The sequence below is a fragment of the Acidovorax sp. Root568 genome (genome assembly GCF_001427445.1).
Lineage (GTDB): Bacteria > Pseudomonadota > Gammaproteobacteria > Burkholderiales > Burkholderiaceae_C > Acidovorax > Acidovorax delafieldii.
On the sequence record NZ_LMGP01000016.1, the window covers coordinates 1 to 23,870 of the forward strand.

Annotated in this window: 17 protein-coding genes and 1 pseudogene; 9 read left to right on the forward strand and 9 right to left on the reverse strand. The window is 65.1% G+C overall.

Annotation, left to right across the window (positions count from 1 at the left end; translation table 11 throughout):
• From ASD75_RS24145 to ASD75_RS14650, 4 genes and pseudogenes are all read right to left on the reverse strand, one after another.
• Window positions 1-1,266, reverse strand: a 1,266-nt coding sequence (locus ASD75_RS24145; protein WP_235511635.1) for a bifunctional diguanylate cyclase/phosphodiesterase, incomplete at both ends; no start/stop codon positions are given.
• A 1-nt stretch (window position 1,267) separates the two neighbouring features.
• Window positions 1,268-3,300: pseudogene (locus ASD75_RS24150) on the reverse strand (PAS domain-containing protein); the annotation flags it as partial.
• Window positions 3,301-3,542: 242 nt separating this feature from the next.
• On the reverse strand, window positions 3,543-6,461 hold the full coding sequence (locus ASD75_RS14645; RefSeq protein WP_056746747.1) for an aconitate hydratase: 2,919 nt from the start codon (window positions 6,459-6,461) through the stop codon (window positions 3,543-3,545).
• A gap of 198 nt (window positions 6,462-6,659) precedes the next feature.
• A complete protein-coding gene (locus ASD75_RS14650; RefSeq protein ID WP_056746748.1) occupies window positions 6,660-7,067 on the reverse strand; it encodes a hypothetical protein in 408 nt (135 codons plus the stop codon).
• A 110-nt stretch (window positions 7,068-7,177) separates the two neighbouring features.
• Here ASD75_RS14650 and ASD75_RS14655 point away from each other — a divergent pair, with 110 nt between their 5' ends.
• Window positions 7,178-8,053: a helix-turn-helix domain-containing protein gene (locus ASD75_RS14655; protein ID WP_056746749.1), complete on the forward strand. Its 876-nt coding sequence runs from the start codon at window positions 7,178-7,180 to the stop codon at window positions 8,051-8,053.
• Between the two features lie 250 nt (window positions 8,054-8,303).
• Here the strand turns inward: ASD75_RS14655 and ASD75_RS14660 are convergent, their stop codons facing one another.
• Both ASD75_RS14660 and ASD75_RS14665 read right to left on the reverse strand, forming a co-directional pair.
• Window positions 8,304-8,606, reverse strand: a complete 303-nt coding sequence (locus tag ASD75_RS14660) for an H-NS histone family protein (RefSeq protein ID WP_056058651.1) — start codon at window positions 8,604-8,606, stop codon at window positions 8,304-8,306.
• A 159-nt stretch (window positions 8,607-8,765) separates the two neighbouring features.
• Entirely contained in the window at window positions 8,766-10,061 is a 1,296-nt protein-coding gene (locus ASD75_RS14665; protein ID WP_056746750.1) for a hemolysin family protein, read from the reverse strand.
• Between the two features lie 35 nt (window positions 10,062-10,096).
• Here ASD75_RS14665 and ASD75_RS14670 point away from each other — a divergent pair, with 35 nt between their 5' ends.
• Window positions 10,097-10,939, forward strand: a complete 843-nt coding sequence (locus ASD75_RS14670; RefSeq protein ID WP_056746751.1) for a symmetrical bis(5'-nucleosyl)-tetraphosphatase — start codon at window positions 10,097-10,099, stop codon at window positions 10,937-10,939.
• A 55-nt stretch (window positions 10,940-10,994) separates the two neighbouring features.
• On the opposite strand, the gene ASD75_RS14675 is transcribed toward ASD75_RS14670, so the two are convergent.
• A complete protein-coding gene (locus ASD75_RS14675; protein ID WP_056746752.1) occupies window positions 10,995-12,041 on the reverse strand; it encodes an FAD:protein FMN transferase in 1,047 nt (348 codons plus the stop codon).
• A gap of 11 nt (window positions 12,042-12,052) precedes the next feature.
• Entirely contained in the window at window positions 12,053-12,463 is a 411-nt protein-coding gene (locus ASD75_RS14680) for a cytochrome c5 family protein (RefSeq protein WP_056746969.1), read from the reverse strand.
• A 569-nt stretch (window positions 12,464-13,032) separates the two neighbouring features.
• Here ASD75_RS14680 and nosZ point away from each other — a divergent pair.
• The 7 genes from nosZ to ASD75_RS14715 all read left to right on the forward strand — a co-directional run bounded on the left by nosZ (window position 13,033) and on the right by ASD75_RS14715 (window position 22,051).
• Window positions 13,033-14,958, forward strand: a complete 1,926-nt coding sequence (nosZ, locus tag ASD75_RS14685) for a TAT-dependent nitrous-oxide reductase (protein ID WP_056746753.1) — start codon at window positions 13,033-13,035, stop codon at window positions 14,956-14,958.
• 215 nt (window positions 14,959-15,173) lie between these two features.
• Entirely contained in the window at window positions 15,174-17,795 is a 2,622-nt protein-coding gene (locus ASD75_RS14690) for a NosR/NirI family protein (protein WP_056746754.1), read from the forward strand.
• The gene (locus tag ASD75_RS14695) at window positions 17,795-19,072 is read left to right on the forward strand and encodes a nitrous oxide reductase family maturation protein NosD (protein ID WP_192420207.1); all 1,278 of its coding nucleotides are present in this window, start codon (window positions 17,795-17,797) and stop codon (window positions 19,070-19,072) included. The genes ASD75_RS14690 and ASD75_RS14695 overlap by 1 nt, the downstream gene beginning before the upstream one ends.
• Complete coding sequence (locus ASD75_RS14700) at window positions 19,047-19,991, forward strand: ABC transporter ATP-binding protein (RefSeq protein ID WP_082565034.1); 945 nt, start codon at window positions 19,047-19,049, stop codon at window positions 19,989-19,991. Before ASD75_RS14695 ends, ASD75_RS14700 begins: the two co-directional genes overlap by 26 nt.
• Before the next feature lie 2 nt (window positions 19,992-19,993).
• Window positions 19,994-20,809: an ABC transporter permease gene (locus ASD75_RS14705; RefSeq protein ID WP_056746755.1), complete on the forward strand. Its 816-nt coding sequence runs from the start codon at window positions 19,994-19,996 to the stop codon at window positions 20,807-20,809.
• A complete protein-coding gene (locus ASD75_RS14710; RefSeq protein WP_056746756.1) occupies window positions 20,806-21,387 on the forward strand; it encodes a nitrous oxide reductase accessory protein NosL in 582 nt (193 codons plus the stop codon). The genes ASD75_RS14705 and ASD75_RS14710 overlap by 4 nt, the downstream gene beginning before the upstream one ends.
• A 7-nt stretch (window positions 21,388-21,394) precedes the next feature.
• Entirely contained in the window at window positions 21,395-22,051 is a 657-nt protein-coding gene (locus ASD75_RS14715; RefSeq protein ID WP_369817494.1) for a nitrous oxide reductase accessory protein NosL, read from the forward strand.
• Between the two features lie 80 nt (window positions 22,052-22,131).
• On the opposite strand, the gene ASD75_RS14720 is transcribed toward ASD75_RS14715, so the two are convergent.
• On the reverse strand, window positions 22,132-23,613 hold the full coding sequence (locus tag ASD75_RS14720; RefSeq protein ID WP_056746757.1) for a DEAD/DEAH box helicase: 1,482 nt from the start codon (window positions 23,611-23,613) through the stop codon (window positions 22,132-22,134).
• Between the last annotated feature and the right edge of the window lie 257 nt (window positions 23,614-23,870).

Genomic DNA, 23,870 nt, shown 5'->3' on the forward strand with positions numbered 1-23,870 from the left:
CCTTCCAAACAGATACCCCTGGAACCCCTCGCACCCGTGCAGCCTCAGGAACGACAGCTGCCCCGTCGTCTCCACCCCCTCCGCCACCACCTCCAAATCCAGGCTCTTGGCCAGCGCCAGGATCGTCCGCACGATCGCCGCGTCGTTCGGGTCCGTCAGCACGTCCCGCACGAAGCTCTGGTCGATCTTCACCTGGTCCAGCGGCAGGCGCTTGAGGTAGGACAGGGACGAGTAGCCGGTGCCGAAGTCGTCCAGCGCAAACCCCACGCCTTCGCTCTTGAGCTGCACCATGCGCGCGATGGTGTCTTCGATGTCGCCCAGCAGCAGGCTTTCGGTGAGTTCGAGCTTGAGCTGCCGGGGGTCTGCGTTGTGGTTCTTCAAGGTTTGCAGCACTTCGGCCACGAAGCCGGGTTGCCGAAATTGGCGGGCGCTGACGTTGACGGAGATGGACAGGTGGGCGGTGTCTGGGTGCTGGCTCCAGCGCTGCAGTTGTTCGCAGGCGGTCTGGAGCACGTATTGGCCCAGCGGGAGGATGAGGCCGGTCTGTTCTGCCAGGGGGATGAAGTCGCCGGGGCTGATCATGCCGCGCTGGGGGTGGCGCCAGCGCACGAGGGCTTCTGCGCCCAGCAGGCGGGCGTGGTGGTCCACGACGGGCTGGTAGTGCACGAGCAATTCGCCCCGGGCCAGGCCCTGGCGCAGGTCGGCTTCGAGGTTGGAGCGGGCGTTGACGGCCGCCTGCATGTCGGGGTCGAAGAAGCGCTGGGTGTTGCGTCCTGCGGCTTTGGCCTGGTACATGGCCAGGTCGGCGCGCTTGAGGAGTTCATCCACGGTGAGGCGTTCGTCGCCAAAGAGGGTGATGCCGATGCTGGGGGTGCTGTAGTGCTGGGCGCCGTCCAGGTCAAAGGGCTGGTTCAGGCTGGCCAGGAGTTTTTCGGCGACGGTTTCTGCCTGGGTGGCGGCGTTTTGCAGGTCAGGGGCCAGGGCTTCGAGCATGACGACGAATTCGTCGCCGCCGAAGCGGGCCACGGTGTCGGCTTCGCGCACGCTGCCCACCAGGCGGGCGGCGACCTGGGCCAGGAGCTGGTCGCCCATGTCGTGGCCCAGGGTGTCGTTGAGGTCTTTGAAGTTATCGAGGTCGATGAACAGCAGGGCCCCGAGGTTCCTGGTGCGCTGGCAGGCGGCGATGGAGCGTTGCAGGCGGTCCAGCAGCAGGCGGCGGTTGGGCAGGCCCGTGAGCGCGTCGTAGAACGCCAGGCGTTCGATCTCNCGCTGGCAGGCGGCGATGGAGCGTTGCAGGCGGTCCAGCAGCAGGCGGCGGTTGGGCAGGCCCGTGAGCGCGTCGTAGAACGCCAGGCGTTCGATCTCTTGTTCGGCGCGTTTGCGGTCTGTGATGTCGCGGCACACGCCCAGGATGCCCGTCACGCGGCCATGCAGATCGCGGATGGGCGTCTTGATGGTCTCGAACTGGCCCTGGTAGCCGTCTTCGGCGAAGGTGAGCGTTTCCTCATACACCAGCGGCTGCCAGGCCTGCATGGCGCGCTGGTCGTACTTGCGAAAGCGCTCGGCCTCGGCCGCGTTGGTCAGGTCGTAGTCGTTTCGGCCCACCACATCGCGTTCGGGCCGGCCCGCAAAACGCTCGAATACCGGGTTGACCGACAGGTACACCCCGTTGGTGTCCTTCATGAACACCATGTCCGGCATGGCATTGACCACGCTGGCCAGATGCGCCTTCTGCTGGGCCAATTCTTGTTCGATGCGCTTGAGCGCCGTCAAGTCGTAGGCAAACAGCACCACGGCTGCCACCCCTTGCGCCGTCACGCTCTCTGGGGCGATGGTGGTGTGGCGAAACTGTGTGCCGTCAGGGCCGTCAATGCGGTTTTCGAACACCGCGGTCTCGCCCGCAAAGGCTTTTTCAAGATGCGGGTGGATGCGCGCGAACACTTCGGGCGGGATCACATCCTGCAGCCGCTGCCCTTCCAGCGCCTGGGGCGTGGTGTAGAGCCAGCGTGCCTGCTGTTCATTGACGTACAGCACGCGCAAGTCCCGATCAATCCGCGACACACCACCCGGCACATGGCGCAGCGTGTTGGCCATGAGCGCCTGCTGGGCGTGCGCGGCCTCTTCGGCCTGGTGGTGGGCGGTGATGTCGGTCTGCACGCCATCCCACAGCACCCGGCCATCCTGCAGCCGGCGCGGCGACGAACTCAGGTGCATCCAGCGCACCTGGCCGTCGGTGCGGCGCACCCGAAACACCGCCTCCAGACTGGTCATGGACAGGTAGGACTGGCGCTCTGCCTGCCGCAGGCGATCTATGTCTTCCGGGAGGATCTGCCGGTAAAGCACGCGTGGGTCCTGCAACACGTCTTCGACGCGTACCCCGTTCAGCCGTTCGATGGCGTCGCCCATGTGCACAAAATGCACCCGGCCATCCAGCTCGCGCACGATCTGGAACAACACGCTGTGCGGCAGGTTGCGCCCCAGCAATGACAGACGCCCCTCGCTCTCGCGCAACCGGCTCTCGGCCTCCTGGATGCGCGCGAACGGGCGGCGGATGCCTGCATCAAACACCGCCTGGTACAGCAGCGCATACGCCACCACCCGAAAGCCATGGGACAGCACTCCACCCAGCATCGAATGCCCGCCCAGCGCGCCCACCGTGACCTCACCGCACACGAACGCTCCGGCCGCCCAGGCAAACAGGCGTTCACGCGGTGCATCTTCGCTGCGGCTGCGGCGATGCAGCACCACCGCGCTGGCGGCCATGGCCAGGGCGAGCCCCACGGCCACCACCTGGCGCAAGGCACCGTCTGCAGCATGGGCAAACCACTGGGGCAGCGGCCCCAGCGACGACCCTGCCAGCACCAGCGTGACACCCCCCGCCGCTGCCAGCCAGGCGCGGGCCGGCCCGGGGGCCGACAAGCGCGTGGCGGTGAGCCCCAAGGTCAGGGCCTCGGCCACACGCGCCCAACTGCTCAGCCACAACGACATGTCGGCACTGCCCGGCGGCATGTGCACAGGGCCGGAGTGCACCAGCACCCCGTGCAGAAAATTGCAGGCCGCCGCCACGCCAAAACCCACCACCAGGACATTGGCGCGCGCCTGCTCCTGCGCCTCCAGGGCGTGCAGGGACACCGACACCACCAGCAGTCCCAGCAGCACCGCCACCAGCTCCAGCAACGGTTCCAGCCCGTGCTGGGCGCCCGCCCCATCCCCCAGCATCTGCGCCAGCGGCACCACGACCAGCGCCAGCACTGCCACCACCAGCACCACGGTGATGGCGGGCGCATCCGACCAGGGCATGCGCGCTGTCGGAGAGCTGTTGGGAGGTGGCATGGACGAAGGGGTGAATGGCAGTGCCAGCGAAATGGCCGCACAACGTCACAAGTGTATCTACGCGTAAGGAAATGACCAGAGCGCTCGCACCATGAAAAACGGGGCCAAAGCCCCGTCCAAGACAACCCGGGACGGCGCTGCGCCCAGGCGTTGCGTGCACGCATCAGCGCAGGGCGCGATGCGGCAAGTAAGAAGGATGCAGCGGGCCCTCAACCCTCCAGCAGCTGGCGCAGCACAAACGGCAAGATGCCCCCGGCCTGGTAGTAGTCCACCTCGATGGGGGTATCGATGCGCAGGGTCACCGTCACTTCCTGGCGCGTGCCATCGGCACGGTGAATGACCAGCCTCGCATCGCTCTGTGGCGTGAGTGCGGCATCAGGCACCACATCAATCACCTCATTGCCCGTCAGGCCCAGCGTTTCCCAAGAATCGCCCGCCTTGAACTGCAGCGGCAACACGCCCATGCCCACGAGGTTGGAGCGGTGAATGCGCTCAAAGCTGCCCGCCACCACCGCCTTGATGCCGAGCAGTTGCGTGCCCTTGGCGGCCCAGTCGCGGCTGGAGCCGGTGCCGTACTCTTCGCCCGCAAAAATCACGGTGGGCGTGCCCTGCGCCATGTACTGCATGGCGGCATCGAAGATGAACATCTTCTCGCCCTGCAGCGGACCATCGTTCTGGAACAACGTGACGCCGCCCTCTTCACGCGAGCCATCGGCGGTGGGCGGAATCATCAGGTTCTTGATGCGCACATTGGCAAAGGTGCCGCGCATCATCACGTCATGGTTGCCCCGGCGGGCGCCGTAGCTGTTGAAGTCTGCCTTTTGCACGCCGTGCTGCAACAGCCACTGGCCTGCGGGTGAGCTTTCCTTGATGGAGCCTGCGGGCGAGATGTGGTCGGTGGTGATGGAGTCGCCGAACAGCGCCATGATGCGCGCGCCGTGCACCGCCGACGCGGCCGCAGCGCCTTTGTCGAGCGCAAACTGGGCAAAAAACGGCGGCTCGGCAATGTACGTGCTGGCGGGCCAGGTGTAGGCCGTGCCGCTCACGCCCTTGATCTTCTCCCACAGCTTTCCGGGGTCGGTCGCCACCTTGGCGTAGTTTTCGCGGAAGGCCTTGCCGTTCATGGCGAACTTGAGCAGGGCGTGGACTTCATCGCTGGTGGGCCAGATGTCGCCCAGGTAGATGTCCTTGCCACCCTTGCCCTTGCCCACGGGTTCGGTCATCAGGTCTTTGAGCACCGTGCCCGCGATGGCATACGCCACCACCAGCGGCGGGCTGGCCAGAAAGTTGGCCTTGAGGTTGGGATGGATGCGTGCCTCGAAATTGCGGTTGCCCGACAGCACGGCTGCGCAGACCAGATCGTTGCTGGTGATGACCTCGTTCAATTCGGGGGTGAGGTCGCCCGCGTTGCCGATGCAGGTGGTGCAGCCATAGCCCGCCAGCGCAAAGCCCAGCTTTTCCAGGTACGGCAGCAGCCCGGTCTGCGTGAGGTATTCGGTGACGATGCGCGAGCCGGGGGCCAGCGAGGTCTTGATGTGCGGCTGCACCTTGAGGCCTGCCTCCACCGCCTTCTTGGCCAAGAGGCCTGCAGCCAGCAGCACGCTGGGGTTGCTGGTGTTGGTGCAGCTGGTGATGGCGGCAATCAGCACGTCGCCATTGCCCACTGTGGGGTCAGCCCCCTTGGCGGGCAGCGTGGCTGCGCGGGACTCGCCGTGCGCAGTGGCCAGTGCGGGTTTGTTGGCCTCCATCTCGACCACCGAGCGCGGTGCGCCGGCCGGCGTGGGCTTACCGTCTGGCGTAGCCTCTTCGGCGGCAGCTTCGCCATGGCGGTGGATGTGATGGCGCGTGTGCAGCAGCTCTGCCGGGCGGTTGAAGCCGTTTTGCGCATTGGGCTTGCTGAACAGCTCAGCGAACTGGCTGCTGACCTTGCCCAGCTCGATGCGGTCTTGCGGGCGCTTGGGGCCCGCCAAGCTGGGGGTGACGCTGCCAAGGTCGAGCTTGACGACCTGCGAGTAGTCGACCTCGCCGGCCAGCGGCACACCAAACAGCCCCTGGGCCTTGAAGTAGGCCTCGAAGGCTTCGATCTCGCCCTTGGTACGCCCCGTGCCCTTGAAGTAGTCGATGGTCTTTTCGTCCACCGGGAAGAAGCCCATGGTGGCGCCGTACTCCGGCGCCATGTTGCCGATGGTGGCGCGGTCGGGCAGCGCCAGGGTGCGCGTGCCTTCGCCAAAGAACTCCACGAACTTGCCCACCACCTTGTGCTGGCGCAGCAGCTCGGTCACCGTGAGCACCAGGTCGGTGGCGGTCACGCCCTCGCGCAGCTGGCCGGTCATCTCAAAGCCCACCACATCGGGCGTGAGGAAGTACACCGGCTGGCCCAGCATGGCGGCCTCGGCCTCGATGCCGCCCACGCCCCAGCCCACCACGCCGATGCCGTTGATCATGGTGGTGTGGCTGTCGGTGCCCACCAGGGTGTCGGGGTAGTAGACGCCATCCTTGCGCTTGTGCACGCCGCGCGCCAGGTATTCGAGGTTGACCTGGTGCACGATGCCAAAGCCCGGGGGCACCACACCAAAGGTGTCAAAGGCCTGCATGCCCCACTTCATGAACTCGTAGCGCTCTTTGTTGCGCTGGAATTCGAGTTTCATGTTCAGGTCGAGCGAATTCTTCTTGCCGTAGTGGTCGACCATGATCGAGTGGTCCACCACCAGGTCCACCGGCACCAGGGGCTCGATCTTCTTGGGGTTCTTGCCCAGCTTGGCGGCCACGCTGCGCATGGCGGCCAGGTCGGCCAGCAAAGGCACACCGGTGAAGTCCTGCAGCACCACGCGCGAGACGACAAAAGGGATCTCGTCGGTGCGCGCGGCATTGGGCGCCCAGTGCGCAAGCTGTTGCACATGCTCGGCCGTCACCTTGCGGCCGTCGCAATTGCGCAGCACCGATTCGAGCACGATGCGGATCGACACCGGCAGACGCTGGATCTGCGGAAACTGCTTGGTCAGCGCAGGCAGAGAGTAGAACTTGCCCTCCTTGCCCGACGCCGTTTTGAAGCCCTTGAGCGTGTCGGCAAAGGCGTGGCGTGCGGGTCGGGACGACGGTTTGGCTAGCGGCTTGGACGATGAGGCCATGGCGAACTCCTTGATAAGGCAACAGCGTCTATTCTGGCAGTCCCCCATGACGGCGCAATCGTTGGGGGTATGCCGCTGTGCCCCGCCGCCCTGGCGCAGAGGCTCATACGACGCTCTTTTCACCATTTTTGCGGAAAAACTCGGCCAAGCGCTACATCCTTATGTCTCAATAGCTATCAAATATATAGCACAAAAGAACTAAATAGCAGCCCAAGCAGGCAGGCGGCGCACACCCATCCACTGCAGCTCAGCAATGAGCGCCACCGAGACCACGTGCACCACCAGGTACGCCTGGCCCAGAAACGTGGGTGCCACGGCGTTACCGAGCAGCAGCACCAGGCTGGCCAACGCCCATCCAAAGTTGGCAGCGATCAGCGCCCACAGCCACCCGCGCGGCATGGTGCGCGCGCGGGCAATTCGGGTGGCCAGTGCTGCGTAGCCCAGCAGCAAAACGCCGGACACCACCAGCAGTCCGTGCGGCAGACCCAGCCATTCGGCCAGCGACGCCGTCAGCAGCAGATGCAAGGCGCCCAGCAGCAGCCCGGTGGACGCATCGAACCAGACCACGGCACGCAAAAGGGAGGGGGAAGACAACAGGTTCAACATGGCAAGCTCCTTGGGGGTTGAAGAAGGCTGCATCGTTGCCGCTGCGGCGCATGGCGTCGATGACATGGCAGGTAATGGCCTGCGGCCTGGTTGGGCCTAGGATGCGAGGCATGACGTCCGCACCCTCCACCCCCTCTCGCCGCACCCCGCGCCATCCGCTGCCGCACCGCAGCACAGCGGCGGGGCCTGCCAGTTTTGGCGACCACCTGCGCACCTGGCGCCAGCAGCGGCACCTGAGTCAGCTGGAGCTGGCCGACGAGGCAGACATCTCCACGCGGCACGTGAGCTTCATGGAAACCGGCCGCACCAATCCCAGCCGTGACATGGTGCTGCGCCTGTGCGAGCGCCTGGCCATCCCGCTGCGCGAACGCAACGCACTGCTGGTGGCAGCCGGCTACGCCCCCATGTACCGAGAACGCGCGCTGGACGACCCGGCACTGACCGCAGCGCGCCAGGCCGTCGAGCTGGTGCTCAAGGGCCATGAGCCCTGCCCCGCCATCGCGCTCGACCGCTGCTGGAACGTGGTGGCTGCCAACCGCGCAGCGCAGGCCTTGCTGGCCGCGCACGTGAGCCCTGAACTGCTCGTGCCCCCCATCAACGTGTTCCGCCTGAGCCTGCACCCCGACGGCCTGGCGTCACGCATCGCCAATCTGGCGCAATGGCGCCACCACCTCTTTGAGCGCCTGCGCCAGCAGATTCATGCCACGGGGGACCCGGCATTGCTGGCCCTGCAGGCCGAACTGCTGGAATACCCCGCGCCCGATGAATCCACACCACTCGTCATGGCGGGAGAAATGCTGGGTGTGGTGATGCCGTTTTGTTTCAATAGCATGCACGGCATGCTGTCGCTCATCAGCACCACGACGATATTCGGCACGCCAGTGGATGTGACGCTGCAGGAGCTGGCGGTGGAATCGTTTTTCCCGGCCGACGCATTTACTGCCCAGGTACTGCGGGAGATGGCGCAGCAATATGCTGCGGATTGACTGCCTGGGGTGCGTTGAACCACCACACGCGGACCGAATTTTTGGGTTCCGTGGGCAGTGGCTGGTTGGGATAGCGTGATTTTGCGGTATCCACCCAGTGAATGCAGGGCGCAGATTTTGTGTCGCCAGCGATGTATGAAGGCTCCAGGTGTGGGGCCAGGCTGGGTAGTTCGGCGCCCCGTGCCAGGCCACCCAAAAAAATAGCCCGCAGTTGCGGGCTATTTTTTTTGAGTGCAGCGAATGCCGATTCTCAGATGGCGAACTTTTCGCGGTTTTCGTTCTGAATCCACTTGGGTGCCTTGCCACGGCCGGTCCATGTCTGGCCAGTCGCCGGGTCGCGGTATTTGGGGGCCACTTTGGTGCCTGCCGTAGAGCTGCGGCCAGTTTTCCCTGCGGCCTTGCCTGCGGGGAACACATCCTGGGCGGTCAGACCATATTCGGCCACCAAGGCGCGCACTTGGGAAACAGCGTCCGACAATTCTCGGCGACGGGCTTCGCTGATTTGTTGCTCAAGCGCTTCACGCTGCTTCAAAAGTTCTTTGTAGCTGGTCATGGTGTCTGAATAAGAAAATGGGGTTAGTGACAACGCGATTATATGGATAACCGCTGCGAGCACACGCCGGGGTAAAGATTTTGCATTAAGAAACCACAAAAATACTGCCTGGCATATTCAGCACCTGGACAGCCGGTGGTCCAAGAAGCCACAAAGGCTTCAAAGTGCGCTGTCAGGCTGTGCCAATACGCGGTCAATGCGTTTGCCCTCCAGGGCCAGCACCTCGAATATCCAGCCCACGCACACAATCTGTTCGCCTACGGCAGGTAAATGCCCCGTTTCTGCCATCAAAAACCCCGCCAGGGTGTTATACCGCCCACGGTCTTCCTGCGGCAGATCTCGAATATCCAGGCGGGCCTTGAGTTCGGACACAGGCATCAGCCCATCCAGCAGCCATGCGCCATCACCACGCGGGGTGGCCCAGGCATCGGCGGCAGCGCCGGGCTGCAATTCACCGGTAATGGCTTCGAGCAGATCGTGCGGGGTCATGATGCCTTGCACCACGCCATATTCGTCCACCACAAACACCATGCGCCCCGAGCGCGCCCGAAACTGCTCCAGCAGCTCCATGCCGCTCAAGGTCTCGGGCAAAAAGGCGGCGGGCTTCACATACTGTTCCAGCGTGCCGGGCGCATCAGGCCCCAGCTCCAGCAACCGGGCCACGCTCACAATACCCACCACCTCGTCCAGAGAGTTGCGACACACGGGGTACCACGAATGCGCGGCATGCTCGCCGCCACGGCCCGCCTGCTGCAAGCCCTGCAACACCGACCACCCTGCATCGAGCCAGCCCACATCACTGCGCGGCACCATCAGCGAGGTCAATGGCCGATCATCCAGGCGAAACACGTTTTGCACCATCTGGTGCTCATGGTGCTCGATCACACCGGCCTCGCGCCCTTCTTCCAGGCTGGCAACGATTTCTTCTTCCGTGACCGAACGCCCTGCTGTGTTGTCCACCTGCATCAGGCGCAGCACCCCTTGGGTTGAGAGCGACAACAGGCGCACAAAAGGCTTGGCCACCCGGGCCACCCAGGCCATGGGTCGCGCCACCAGGCGGGACACCGCCTCGGGATAGAGCTGTCCGATGCGTTTGGGCACCAGTTCGCCAAACACGATGGTGACGAAGGTGATGACGGTTACCACCAGCGCGGTGGCGGTGATGCTGGCGGCCCGCACAGGCATCCCGAGCTGCTGCAGCCACAGCCCCAGGTCATCGCTGAAAGCAGCCTCTCCGAGAATGCCGTTGAGCATGCCAATGGAGGTGATGCCCACTTGCACCGAGGACAAAAACTGCGTGGGGTTCTCAAGCAGCGCCAGAGCGGCCTGTGCGCCCTTGTCACCCGCCTCGGCCATGGCGGTCAGCCGCGACCTTCGACTTGACGCCAGCGCCAGCTCGGACATCGCGAACACGCCGTTGAGCAGGGTCAGCAGCGCGATCAGCAGAAAATCCATGCTTCACTCAATCAGGTTTGCAACCGACGACCATCATGGCACTTTACTGTATCGGCGACATTCAGGGCTGCGACGACGCCCTGGGGCGCCTGCTGGACACCATCGGCTTTTCTGCCAGCCGTGACACGGTGTACCTGCTGGGGGACCTCGTCAACCGCGGCCCCGACTCCGCCGCCGTGCTGCGCCGCTGCATGCAGCAGGGCGACGCCATCCGCTGCCTGCTGGGCAACCACGACCTGCACTTGCTCGCTGCCGCACACGGCGCACGCAAGCCTTCGCGCCGGGACACCCTGGCCTCGGTGCTCGACGCCCCAGACCGCAGCGCTTTGCTCGAGTGGCTGCGCCACCAGCCATTGGCACGGGCCCACGAGCATGCCGGCCAGACCCTGCTGATGGTGCATGCGGGCGTGGTCCCCACCTGGACCCCCACAGACACCCTGGAACGCGCGCAGGAGGTCCATGCCGTGCTGGGTAGCCCGGACCTGCCCGCCTTCTTGCACAGCATGTATGGCAACACGCCGGACCACTGGAGCGATACCCTCACAGGCTCCGACCGGCTGCGCGTGATCGTGAACGCGCTAACGCGCATGCGCTTTTGCTCATCCGAGGGTGTGATGGATTTTGAAAGCACCGAAAGCGCCAGCGCTGCCCCAGAGGGCCTGATGCCCTGGTTTGATGTGCCGGGCCGGCGCACCGCTGGCACGCTGATGGCCTTTGGCCACTGGTCCACCTTGGGGTGGCTCAACCGCAGCGACCTGCTGGGCCTGGACACTGGCTGTGTATGGGGGGGGTGCCTGAGCGCCGTGCGTTTCGGCGCCACGCTGGGACAGCGGGAGCTGCTGCAGGTGCACTGCGAGCAGGCCCAGGCCCCGGGCTGAGTGTCTGGAGACCATCTCGCAAAGGCCCGCCAGCTCGCTCAGAGCCACAACCGACTCAAGACGGCATAGGCTCGAGCAAGGCCGACATGGCGGCAGACTGCCAGACACCACCATCCTGCCCGGCGATCAACACAGCCAGCCCCGGCATACGCTGCGCCAGCGCCCTGCCCGCCTGCGGGCCCTTCACCATGAGCGCGGCGCCCAGTCCGTTGACGGCTGCCACATCCCGCGCCACCAGACTCACGCCATGCACCCCGGATGCCGGGCGCCCCGTACGCGGGTTGAGTACATGGTGCTGGCGCTGGCCTTCGTGAAAGAAGAAGCGTTCATAGTCCCCTGAAGAGGCCACCACACCGGTGCCTGCCACCGCCACGACGCCCAGCAAGCGCTCGGGAGACCGCGGGTCGCGCAAGCCCACACGCCAGGGTCTGCCTTGCCATAACCCCTGGGTCAGCACATCACCGCCACCATTGATCATGGCATTCTCGACCCCTTCGGAGCGCAGCATGTCCATGCCGGCTTTCAGAATCGGGAGTTTGGCGATGCCACCCAAATCCAGCGCCATGCCCTGGCGAGCCAGGTAGGCAGTGCCTGCGGCGACATCCAGCACCAGACCGCGTGCATCCACCAGCGGCAGTTGCCGCGCGATCTCGCTGGCGCCTGGCACCACCTTTTCGCCAGGGCCAAAGTTCCAGGACCTGAAAGCTCCCACAGTGGCATCAAAGGCCCCATGGCTCGCTGCCGACACACGCTGTGCGCTTTGCAGCACCGCCATGACCTCGGCCGGAACCTGCACCGGCGTCACGCCCGCAGCCAGGTTGATGCGGCTGACCACGCTGCGTGGCTGGTAGCGGCTCATGAGCGCCTCCAGCCTCTGCATCTCGGCATAGGCCCGGTCCATGGCGCGGCGCAGCAGCAGGGCGTCAACACCCTCCACAGCCATATCCACCTGCGTGCCCATCAGTGGCCGCGAGCTGCGTTCAGACACCACCCTCGCGTGGGCTGCCGCGCTGGCGCCCCAGGTCGCACCACCCAGCAAGGGCAGCGCCATCACCATGCGACGGCGCAACAGACCGTGGGAATGCAGAGAAGCTTGCTGCATGGCGTCTGCGCTCAGAGCGATTTGTCGGCCATGAAGTCCACGGCGGCCTTGACCTCGTCATCGGTCAGGTTGGCGGAGCCTCCCTTGGCAGGCATCATGCCTTTGGCCCCGGTAAAGCCCTCGATAGCGTGCTTGTACAGCGTGTCCTTGCCCTGGGCAATGCGCGGGCCCCAATCGGCCTTGTCGCCTGGCTTGGGGGCACCGGCCACGCCCGCGGCATGGCACATGGCGCAGGTCTTGCCGAACACGCCCTTGCCCACTTCGTTTTCTGCGACAGCCGGGGCGGCAGGGGCCGCCGCGGGCGCCGGGGTCGTCGCTGCAGCGGGTGCGGCAGCAGGTGCAGGTTCCGACTTCTTGTCGCCACAACCGGCCAGCAGCGCGGCCAAGATCGCTACGGCGACCCACTCGGTTTTCTTTTGCATCGCATACATCCTGTTCTTGATGGTTAAAAACATCTGAGGGGGCCTGTGACTGCGCACGAAATGCATGCAGCGCCACTTCAGACCGGTGCATGAACTTTAGAGGCAACAGGCCCTTTTGGGCAGTTACAGGCCTCGCCAGAACATGATCCAGATCAAATTGATTCATATTACGTGAATCTATTATCCGCCCCATGCAAAGCCATCCAACCGTACGAACCCTGCGCCTTTGGTTGCTGGCGTGGTTTGTCATGGCGCTGGCTGCAGCAGCGGCTTCGCCGCTGATAGCGCCCCGTGCCCTGGAGCTGGTCTGCTCCGGCACCGGTGGCACCCGGCTGGTGGTGAAGACCGCAGAGGGCCTGGTGGCGGCAGATAGCGCCGGCCTTGATTGCCCCTTGTGCCTGGCCGCCGACGCTCCACCCGCTACCCCGATCACAGCAAACACCACCGCGGCAGCGCCTCCATTGGCGCCCCTCTTTCACACATCACTTTCCGCTCGCACAGGGATGGCGCTCAGCCCCCCTGCGCGTGCACCACCCCTTTTCAACTGAGCGATCCCCAAGAGGAAAACCATGACCGAGAGAAAAGACAGTTCCCTTCCCGCTGCTGGCCTGGGCCGACGCAGTTTCATCAACACGGCAGCCCTGGTGGGCCTGACCGCAGGCGTTGCCGCCTGCAACGAAAAGCCCAGCGCCGCCACACCTGCGGCACCGGCATCGGCAGCCCCCGCCGCCAGCCACGCGGCCGGCGGTGCCAACCCCCACCTCAAGCCCGGCGAACTGGACACCTACTACGGTCTGTGGAGCGGCGGCCATACGGGCGACATGCGCGTGCTGGGCCTGCCCTCGGGCCGCGAAATCACACGCATCCCCTGCTTCGTGCCTGACGCACTGGTGGGCTGGGGCATCACCAACGAATCCAAGGCCGTGATGGGCACCAAGGCCGATGGCCACCTCGAATACACGGTGGCCGACACCCACCACACGCACGCCTCGTACAAGGACGGCAACTACGACGGCCGCTACGCCTGGATCAACGACAAGATCAACAGCCGCATCGCGCGCATCCGCCTCGATTACTTTGTGTGCGACAAGATCACCAAACTGCCCAACGTGCAGGGCTTTCACGGCATCTTCCCGGACAAGGCCGACCCGGTGGACCCGGCCATCAACTACACCACGCGCGTGTTCTGCGGCGGTGAGTTCGCCATTCCCATGCCCAACACGGGCACCGAAGACTCCAGCAAATACCGCTCCATGTTCAGCTGCGTGGATGCAGAAACGATGGAAGTGCGCTGGCAAGTGCTGATCGACGGCAACTGCGACCTGGTGGCCACGTCGTACGACGGCAAGCTGGCCGCCACCAACCAGTACAACACCGAGATGGGCGCGAAGTACGAGGACATGATGTCCGCCGAACGCGACGCCTGCCTGTTCTTCAACGTGGGCCGCATCGAGGCCGCCGTGAAGGCTGGCAAGTTCAAGACCATCGGCACCAGCAAGGTACCTGTGGTGGACGGCACGCACGAAGCCAACACGGACCCAAAGACGGCCCTCACCGCCTATGTGTCGGTGCCCAAGAACCCGCACGGCGTGAACGCCAGCCCCGATGGCAAGTACTTCATCTGCGCCGGTAAGCTCTCGCCCACTGGCACCGTGATCGAGCTGGCCAAGGTGCTGGACTACTTTGACGGCAAGCTCGAAAAGCTGGACTCCGCCATCGTGGCCGAAGTGGAGCTGGGCCTGGGCCCACTGCACACCGCGTTCGACGGCCGTGGCAATGCCTACACCACCCTGTTCCTGGACAGCCAGGTCGTGAAGTGGAACGTGGAGGCTGCCATCAAGTTCCACGCAGGCGACAAGACCGCCAAGTACGTGGTGGACCGCCTCGATGTGCAATACCAGCCCGGCCACTTGAACGCGTCGCAGTCCGAAACCAAGGCCGCCGACGGCAAGATCCTGGCGGTGGGTTGCAAGTTCTCCAAGGACCGCTTCCTGCCCGTGGGCCCGCTGCACCCCGAGAACGAACAGCTCATCGACATCTCTGGCGAAAAGATGGTGCTGCTGGCCGACCACCCTGTGCGTGGCGAGCCCCATGACTTCATCATCTTCAAGCGCGACCTGGTGCGTCCCAAGCAGGTCTACACGCTCGACGAGTTCCCGCTGGCCGTCAAGGACCCCAAGGAGTCCGGCGTGTTCCGCAATGGCAAGAAGGTCACCGTGAAGATGACCTCGCAAGCCCCGGCGTTCAGCCTGCGCGAGTTCAAGCTCAAGAAGGGCGATGAGGTCACGCTGATCCTGACCAACCTGGACAAGATCGAAGACTTGACCCACGGCTTTGCGATCCCGAACTACAACGTGAACTTCATCGTGAACCCGCTGGAGACCAAGTCGGTGAGCTTTGTGGCCGACAAGCCCGGTGTGTTCTGGTGCTATTGCACGCACTTCTGCCATGCGCTGCATCTGGAAATGCGCACCCGCATGATCGTGGAGGGGTGATTCGGAGCATCCCCCTGAGGCGCTGCGCGCCTTCCCCCTTCTCTCGAATCGCTGCGCGATTCGGGAAGGGGGACGCAGCCCTCGCGGCGGGGCGGCCCTTGCTTGGCTGCTCTCGCCTGGGGCGCGCCAGTTGTCACGTTTGTGCCCCATTTCGAATCATATTGGCCGCTAGCGCTTGAAGAATATGCGCCGGCAGCTATCAAAAAGATAGTTCCATGATTTCCCTCCGTCGGCAGTTCGCCACGCTTCTTCTGGTCTTGTTGGCAGCACTTTGGCTGGCGCCGCGCGCGCATGCTGCGGCAGGCGCCTACGAGGCCGAACTGCCTGCGGACCTGCCTACCGCGCGCGACATGTGCGCGCTGGTGCCGTGCAAGGACGTGTTTCCCGGCGCCAGCCATTTCTCTGAACGCAAGGGCCAGCCGCCCTACGTAGAGGCTTACGACAACGACAGCGCGCAAAAGAAGCTGCTGGGCTACGTGATGCTCTCCACCGACATCACGGACACCCCTGCCTACTCGGGCAAGCCCGTGGTCACGCTGATCGGCATGGACACACAAGGTCGCTTCGTGGGCGTGAAGGTGCTCAAACATTCCGAGCCCATCCTGCTGCTGGGCATCCCTGAATCCGCGCTGCTGAAATTCAACGCCCAGTACCTGGGCAAGTCGGTGGCCGACAAGATCGAGGTGGGCCAGTCGCGCCCCGATGAAAACGTGCTGGGCCTCGACGCCATCTCGGGCGCCACGGTCACCGTCATCGCGCAGAACCAGGTCATGATGGCCTCGGGCTCGGCCGTGGCGCGGCAGGTGGGCATCCTCGCGCCCACGGTGCGCGAGCCCGCACGCTATGCCGAAACCGGCAAACGCCTGAGCTGGGCCGAACTGGTGCAACAAGGCACCGTGCAGCGCCTGCGGGTGCTGCCCGAACAGGTGGGCCTGGACAAAGGCCCCGACCCGTTCATCGAGCTGTGGTTTGGTGATCTGAACCACCCCGACATTGGCAAGAGCCTGCTGGGCGACAACGGCTGGAACAACCTGCGCCTGCAGCTCAAGGAGGGCGAACACGCCTTCTTCATCGTCCGCACCGGTGGCAAGGAATCGTTCAAGGGCTCGGGCTTTGTGCGCGGCGGCCTCTACGACCGCGTGCAGGTGCGCCAAGGCGCAGATTCGTTCACCTTCCGCGACCTGGACGCGCTCAACCTGTACGGCATCGAGGCCGCAGGCGCACCCAGCTACAACGAATCGGTCATCTTCATCATCCGCTCGAGTGCGTTCTCGGCGGCCTATCCGTGGAAGCTGAGCTTTCTGGGCAACCGCGTGGACCGGGCCACCGGCACACGCAGCTTCACCAGCTTTGACACGCCCTACTGGCTGCCCGCCGCCACGCTGCAAGGCGGGCGCCCTACCATCAACGAGCCCGACGCCCCCTGGGTGCGCGTGTGGAAGTCGCGCGCGGTCGAGATCGCGCTGTTCGCCGTGCTGCTGGTCGCCGTGAGCGTGGTCTACGCCCTGCGCGAAAAGCTCACCCGCCTGTCCACCCACAAGAACAAGTGGCCCGTCAACGCCTTCAAGTACAGCTTCTGGGCCCTCAGCATTGGCTGGATCGGTTTTGGCGCCATGGCGCAGCCCTCCATCACGCAGGTGCTGACCTGGTTCCACGCGCTGCTGTTCCAGTGGACCTGGTCGCTGTTCCTGTCCGACCCGTTCATCTTCCTGTTCTGGATCTTCATCATCGTCACCGTCTTCCTGTTCGGGCGCGGGTTGTTCTGCGGCTGGATGTGCCCGTTTGGCTCGCTGCAGGAGGGCATCTACAAGATCGCGCGCGCGGTGGGCCTCAAGCGCTTTCAGGCCCAGCTGCCGCAGAAGTGGCACGACCGGCTCAAGTGGGTCAAGTACGCGGTGTTCTTCGGGTTGCTGGTGGTGTCGATGTTCTCGATGGGGCTGGCCGAAAAGCTCGCCGAGGTGGAGCCGTTCAAGACCACCTTCCTCGTCGGTGTGCTGAACCGCGCCTGGCCCTACAGCCTGTTTGTGGCGGCCATCCTGGGCGTGTCGATCTTCATCGAGCGGCCCTATTGCAAATACATCTGCCCACTGGGCGCCTCGCTGGCCATGCCCAGCACGTTCCGCTGGTTTGGCCTCAAGCGCAAGCAGGACTGCAACAGCTGCAAGGCCTGCGCCGTGGGCTGCGGCGCCCAGGCGATTGACGCCGATGGCCGCATCGACCATCGCGAATGCCTGCACTGCCTGGACTGCATGGTGCTCTACACCGACACCAAGGGCTGCCCGCCCCTGGCAAAAGAGCGCAAGCGCCGCGAAAAGGACGGCCTGGAGATCACGCCCATCGGCGCGAACGGCTACTTCATCCCGATCCACCCCGCTACGGTGCAGGATCAGATTTCGGCCAAGGCCGCCCAGGGGCCCGACCCACGCATGCCCACAACGCCTGCACACCCCGCCCACAAGACTGGAAGCCAAGGCCTGCGCTGGATCTGGCTGGAGCTGGTGGACCACCTGTGGCCCTGGAGCCGCGAAGGCTGGGCATCTGGCCGTGGCCTGCAGATCGCAGGCTTCTCGCTGGCCATCGCCGCCAGCGTGGCCTGGGTGATGACCGCCCTGGGCACGTTGTCGTCGGGCGCCATCATCGGCTGGTGGTTTGGCTGGAGCGTGTACGAGGTGCTGATCCGCCTATCGGGCAAGCGCTATGTGAAAGACGGCCCGTGGTGGCAGGGCCAGTACCGCCAGGCGGGCGTGATGGACATGCTGAGCTATGTGGGCTTCAAGAACCTGCTGATCGGCGCGGCGCTGTTCCTGGCCATCAAGGCCGTGGTGGGGTTGGCGTGATGAAGCCCCCCCTTGCTGCCACCGCATTCGTGGCGCTGGCTGCGTGCCTGCTGGCCCTGCCCACCCACGCTGCCACCGTGCAGGTGCGCCCCGGGCAAGACCTGCAAGCTGCCATCACGGCCGCTGCGCCAGGCGACACGGTGGAGGTGCTGCGCGGCGCCTACCGCGTGAACCTGCGCATCGACAAAGCCCTGACGCTGCGCGGCATCGACCGCCCCACGCTCAGCGGCGGCCAGACGGGCGACACCATCCGAGTCACCGCGCCCGACGTGGTGATCGAGGGCCTGATCGTGCGCGACTCGGGCACCAGCCTCAAGGACCAGAACGCGGGCATCTACATCTACCCCGGTGCCCACCGTGCCGTGGTGCGCCACAACGACCTCACCTACAACCTGTTCGGCCTGTGGATCGAGAAGGCCAACGACGTGCAGGTGCTGCACAACACCATCACCGGCCTGCGCGATGTGGGCTCGTCCCAGCGCGGCAATGGCGTGCAGCTGTACAACACCACGGGCGCTCGCATCGAGGGCAACCAGATCAGCTTTGTGCGCGACGCGCTGTATGTGGACGTATCGCACCACGCCGTGTTCCGGGGCAACAAGCTGCACCACAGCCGCTACGGCACGCACTACATGAACTCCTACTACAACCTGTGGGAGGACAACGACACCTACTACAACCGGGGCGGCCTGGCGCTGATGGAAGTGCGCGACCAGGTGGTGCGCAACAACCGCGCCTGGGGCAACACCGACCACGGCATCATGCTGCGCACCATGCAGGACTCGGTGATCGAGAACAACGTGGTGGCCGAGAACAACCGGGGCTTCTTCATCTACGACGTGGAGTACGTCACCCTGCGCGGCAACCTGGTGGCGCGCAACACGGTGGGCGTGCACCTGTCGGCCGGCTCCACCCGCAACAAGGTGGACAACAACGACTTCGTCGGCAACCGCGAACAGGTGCGCTACGTAGGCGCCCGCGACGAGCGCTGGGGCACCGGCGGCGGCAACCACTGGAGCAACTACCTGGGCTGGGACCGCGACGGCAACGGCGTGGGCGATGTGCCCTACGAAGCCAACGACATGGTGGACCGCCTGACCTGGCGCCACCCCGCCATCAAGCTGCTGCTGGCCAGCCCTGCCGTGCAGGCACTGCGCCTGGTGGGCCAGCAATTTCCGGTGCTGCGCGTGCCCACGGTGGTGGACCCCAAGCCCCGCATGCAACCGAACCAACCCCAACGGAATTTTCAGCGTGACACGCAACCCTCCCCCCATTGACCTGAGCGAGCCCCCCGCCATCGAGGTGCGGGGCGCGCACAAGCACTACGGCGCACTGCACGCCGTGGACGGCATCGACCTGCGCATCGCGCGCGGCGAGATCTTTGGCCTCATCGGCCACAACGGCGCGGGCAAGAGCACGCTGTTCAAGATGATCCTGGGCCTCACACCCGCCACCTCGGGCGAAATCCGGGTGGGCGGGGCCACGGTGCAGGGCCGCGACTTTCGTGCCGCCCGCCGCCACCTGGGCTACCTGCCCGAGAACGTGGTGCTCTACGACAACCTGAACGGGCTGGAAACGCTGCGTTTCTTCGCCCGCCTCAAGGGTGCGCCCCTCACACAATGCCCCGCGCTGCTGGAACGCGTGGGCCTGGCCCACGCGGGCAACCGCGCCGTGCGCGAATACTCCAAGGGCATGCGCCAGCGCCTGGGGTTTGCACAGGCCCTGCTGGGCGAGCCCCAGGTGCTGCTGCTCGACGAGCCCACCAACGGCCTGGACCCGCAGGCCATCCGCGACTTCTACGCCACGCTGCGCGAGCTGCAAGCGGGTGGCGTGACCATCGTCATCACCTCGCACATCCTGGCCGAACTGCAGGAGCGCGTGGACCGCCTGGCCATCCTGGCCTCCGGCAAGCTGCAGGCCCTGGGCAGCGTGCAGGCACTGCGCGAGCAGGCGCACATGCCGCTGACCATCCACCTCACCCTGGCCGCGGCCGACCGGCCTGCCGCGCTGGGACTGCTCTCTGCCGTGCCCGGCGTCACCGGGACGGAAACGGCGGAAGGCCTGCATGTGGACTGCCCGCGCGGCAGCAAGATGGCCGTGCTGGGTGCGCTGGCACCGCTGGGCACCGCGCTGCAGGACCTGCAGATCCAGGAACCCTCGCTTGAGGATGTGTACTTTGACCTGCGCAAGGGCTAGCCATGGAATTCCAACAAATCTTCACCATCGCGGGCAAAGAGTTCCGCGACCGCATGCGCAACCGCTGGGTGCTGGCCGTGGCGCTCGTGTTCACCGTGTTCTCGCTGGCCATCGCCTACTTTGGCGGCGCACAGCAGGGCACGGTGGGTTTTCGCTCCATCGAGTTCACCATCGCCAGCCTGGTCAGCCTGGTGATCTACCTCATCCCGCTGATCGCGCTGCTGCTGGGCTTTGACGCCATCGTGGGCGAGCGCGAGCGCGGCTCGCTCGATCTGCTGCTGTCATTGCCCATCACGCGGCTGGAGCTGCTGCTGGGCAAGTACCTGGGGCTGGCGGCGGCGCTTACGCTCTCGACGCTGGCGGGGTTCGGGCTGGTGGCGGTGCTGCTGGTCCGGCAGTTCAGCTGGGCTGCGCTGTTCCACTACGGCGGCTTCATGCTCAGCTCGGTGCTGCTGGGGCTGGCCTTTTTGAGCCTGGCCGTGCTGCTGTCGGTGCTCACGCACGAGCGCACACGCGCCTCGGGGCTGGCGATTACCGCCTGGTTCTTTTTTGTGCTGGTGTTTGACCTGCTGCTGCTGGGTGCCCTGGTGGCCACGGGCGGCAGTGTGGGCGGCGAGGCCATGGCCTACCTGCTGCTGCTCAACCCGGCCGACGTTTTCCGCATCCTCAACGTGTTCTCGCTGGACGACGTGCGCACCCTGTACGGCCTGACCAGCATCGTGCCCCCTGCCCTGGCCAAGCCATGGCTGATGGGCGCGGTGATGGCGGGCTGGATTGTGGTGCCCCTGGGCCTGGCGAGCTGGAGATTCAAGCCATGACGAAAAAATCCCACAACCAATACCAATGCGCGTGCGCCACACGGCGCCAACTGCTGGGCTGGGCGGCCCTCACATCGCTGGGCACGCTCACCGGCCTCACGGGCCTGACCGGCTGCAGCCAGGCAGACAACAGCGCGCAGTCCCTGAAACCCGTGGAGATCGACCGCACCACCAGCTGCGAACTCGACGGCATGCTGCTGGCCGACTACCCCGGCCCCAAGGCGCAGGTGCGTTTTGCGGGGCAGGACAAGCCCTCGTTCTTCTGCGACACGGTGGAGCTGTTCAGCACCCTGCTGGCCGGCGAACAAGTGCGCGCCGTGCAGGCCGTGTACGTGCAGGACATGGGCAAAGCCGACTGGAATGCACCGCAGGGCCACTGGATCGACGGCAAGACCGCCATCTACGTGGTGGGCGGCAAGCGCCACGGCTCCATGGGCCCCACCATCGGCAGCTTTGCGCAAGAGGCCGACGCGCAGAAATTCGCCGCCGAATACGGAGGCAAGGTGCTGCGTTTTGCCGAGATCAAGTCCGCCATGGTGGACCTGAGCGGCGGGGCCCAGCAAGACACACGCATGTGAGCCACCCGTGTTGGCATTGATACCGCCCCCACCCCGCCCCGCCGCTCGGCGCGCCGTGCTCGCAGCCCTGTTGCTGGGCTCGACAGGCCTGGTGGCGTGGCAATGGCCCCAGCGCACCCCGCCCCCGCCATCCGGCAACGCGGCCCTGGAGGGGATTGGCGACGATGTGTGTGTGGTGGCGCCACCCACGCCCTACGACCCTGCGCTGGGCCAGCCCCTGGCCGCTGCGCGCGAGGTGCCCGCCGAAGCCCGCTGCCCGGTGTGTGGCATGTACCCGGCCCGCGCACGAGCCTGGGCGGCACAGGTCATTTTTGCGCAAGGGGACGCATATTTCTTCGACTCCCCGCTCAGTCTCATGCTGTACCTGGGCAACGTGGACCACTACACGCGGGGCCGCACGCCCGACGCCATCGTGGCCTGCTACGTGACCGATACCGACACGGGGCTGTGGCTGAACGCGCAGGAAGCGGTGTACGTGACAGGTTCGTCGGCCCTGGGGCCCATGCGGGCCGGCAACCTGCCCGCCTTTGGCAGCGCGGGGGCGGCACAGCAGTTTGTGCAGCAGCGTGGTGGGCAGGCCGTTCTGTTCGGCGGCATCGACACGCGCTTGCTGCGCGGCCTGGCCCCCAACCTCAGGGCCGACCACCGCCTTCACGCAAGTTGAAGGGAACTTGACCGCTATTGAAAATATAGCTACCAGCGCTTATTCTTCTAGCGCCACAGGCCCAAAAGGCCTGTTTTTTATCACTGCACCGAAGTTTCTGGCTGAGTGGCCTTGAAGAGGGCTGCCACCTTGCGCTTGGGCTTGATGTTGGCCGAAATGCTGCTGCGCGCAGGCGATTTGGCGGCGGCCTCCCAGGCGGGGGCGGTATCCGCACTGCTGGGTTCGTAAGGCTTTTCGAAGAAGGGATCGCGCGAGGCCACGGCAGGGCGGAAACCCCGGTGGTGTTCACGCGACTCGCGGGGTTCGCGGCGCTCGCTGCGTTCACGCACGGCCCCTGGAATCGCATCGCGCGGATCACCGGTCTCGCCTGCTTCACGCCATGCGCGGCGGCCGTCGTTGATGCGGCCGCGGGGGCGGTCTTCTTCGTATTCGATGGCTTCGAGATCGATCTTCTTCTTGATCAGCTTCTCAATGTCGGCCACCAGGCGGGCATCGCTGCCCGACACCAGCGTGACGGCCAGGCCGGACGCGCCCGCACGGCCTGTGCGGCCAATGCGGTGCACATAGTCTTCCGCATTGAAAGGCACGTCGAAGTTGAACACCGCAGGCACGTCCTTGATGTCCAGGCCGCGCGCAGCCACATCGGTACACACCAGCAGATCAACCTCGCCGCTCTTGAAGGCTTCCAGCGCCTTCAGTCGCTCGTCCTGGCTCTTGTCGCCGTGCAAGGCTGCGGTCTTGAGGCCCTCACGCTCCAGGCTGCGCGCCAAACGGGCGCATCCGAGCTTGCTGTTCACGAAGATGAAAGCCTGCTTGATGCCGCGCGTCTTGAGCACCTGGTGGATGGCTCGGCGCTTGTCGTCATCATTGGCGCTGTAAAAGCGCTGCTCCACCGTGGAGGCCGTTTCGTTCGGGCGGGCCACCTCAATGGTGATGGGGTTCTGCAGGTAGCTGCTGGCCAGGCGCTTGATCTCGGGCGAGAAGGTGGCGCTGAACAGAAGCGTGGTGCGCTGCTTGGGCAGGTAACTCAGGATGCGCTGCAGGTCGGGCAGAAAACCGATGTCCAGCATGCGGTCGGCCTCGTCGAGCACCACGTACTCCACCTGGTTGAGCACCGCATTCTTGGCCTCGATATGGTCGAGCAGGCGGCCCGGCGTAGCCACCAGCACTTCGACGCCTTTTTTCAGCTCGATGGTCTGGGGCTTCATGTCCATACCGCCAAACACCACGGTGCTGCGCAGTTTGGTGTACTTGGCGTACAGCGCAATCTGCTGGGCCACCTGGTCGGCCAGCTCACGGGTGGGCAACAGCACCAGAGCGCGCACAGGGTGACGAGCGGGGGATGTGGAACTGCTCTCGTGCTTGAGCAGGCGCTGCAGCAAAGGCAGCGAGAACGCGGCGGTTTTGCCGGTGCCGGTCTGGGCTGCGCCCATCACGTCCTGGCCGGTGAGCACCACCGGGATGGCCTGCGCCTGGATGGGCGTCATGGACTCGTAGCCCATTTCGGCTACGGCGCGCGCCAGCGGCTCAGCCAGCGATAGATTGGAAAAGGAACTTGTCATTTAGCCCTCTATTGTCGCACCGGTGGCCCAAAAAGCGATTTTTCGGGCCCGGAGCAGCAAAAATGCAGTAGGCGCAGCCAGCGCATTGGCGAGTATTCGCTATCTATTTGATAGCTATCAGCGCATATGAATTCGGCGCTATCGTCTGTTTTTATTCAAACTCTGGGCCGGCGAGGCCAATGGCCGCAACACCTTGCGCCGCGTGCGGTCGTTGCATCGCGGGGCGAACAATGTCCCGCAGCTGCCACAACAAACCC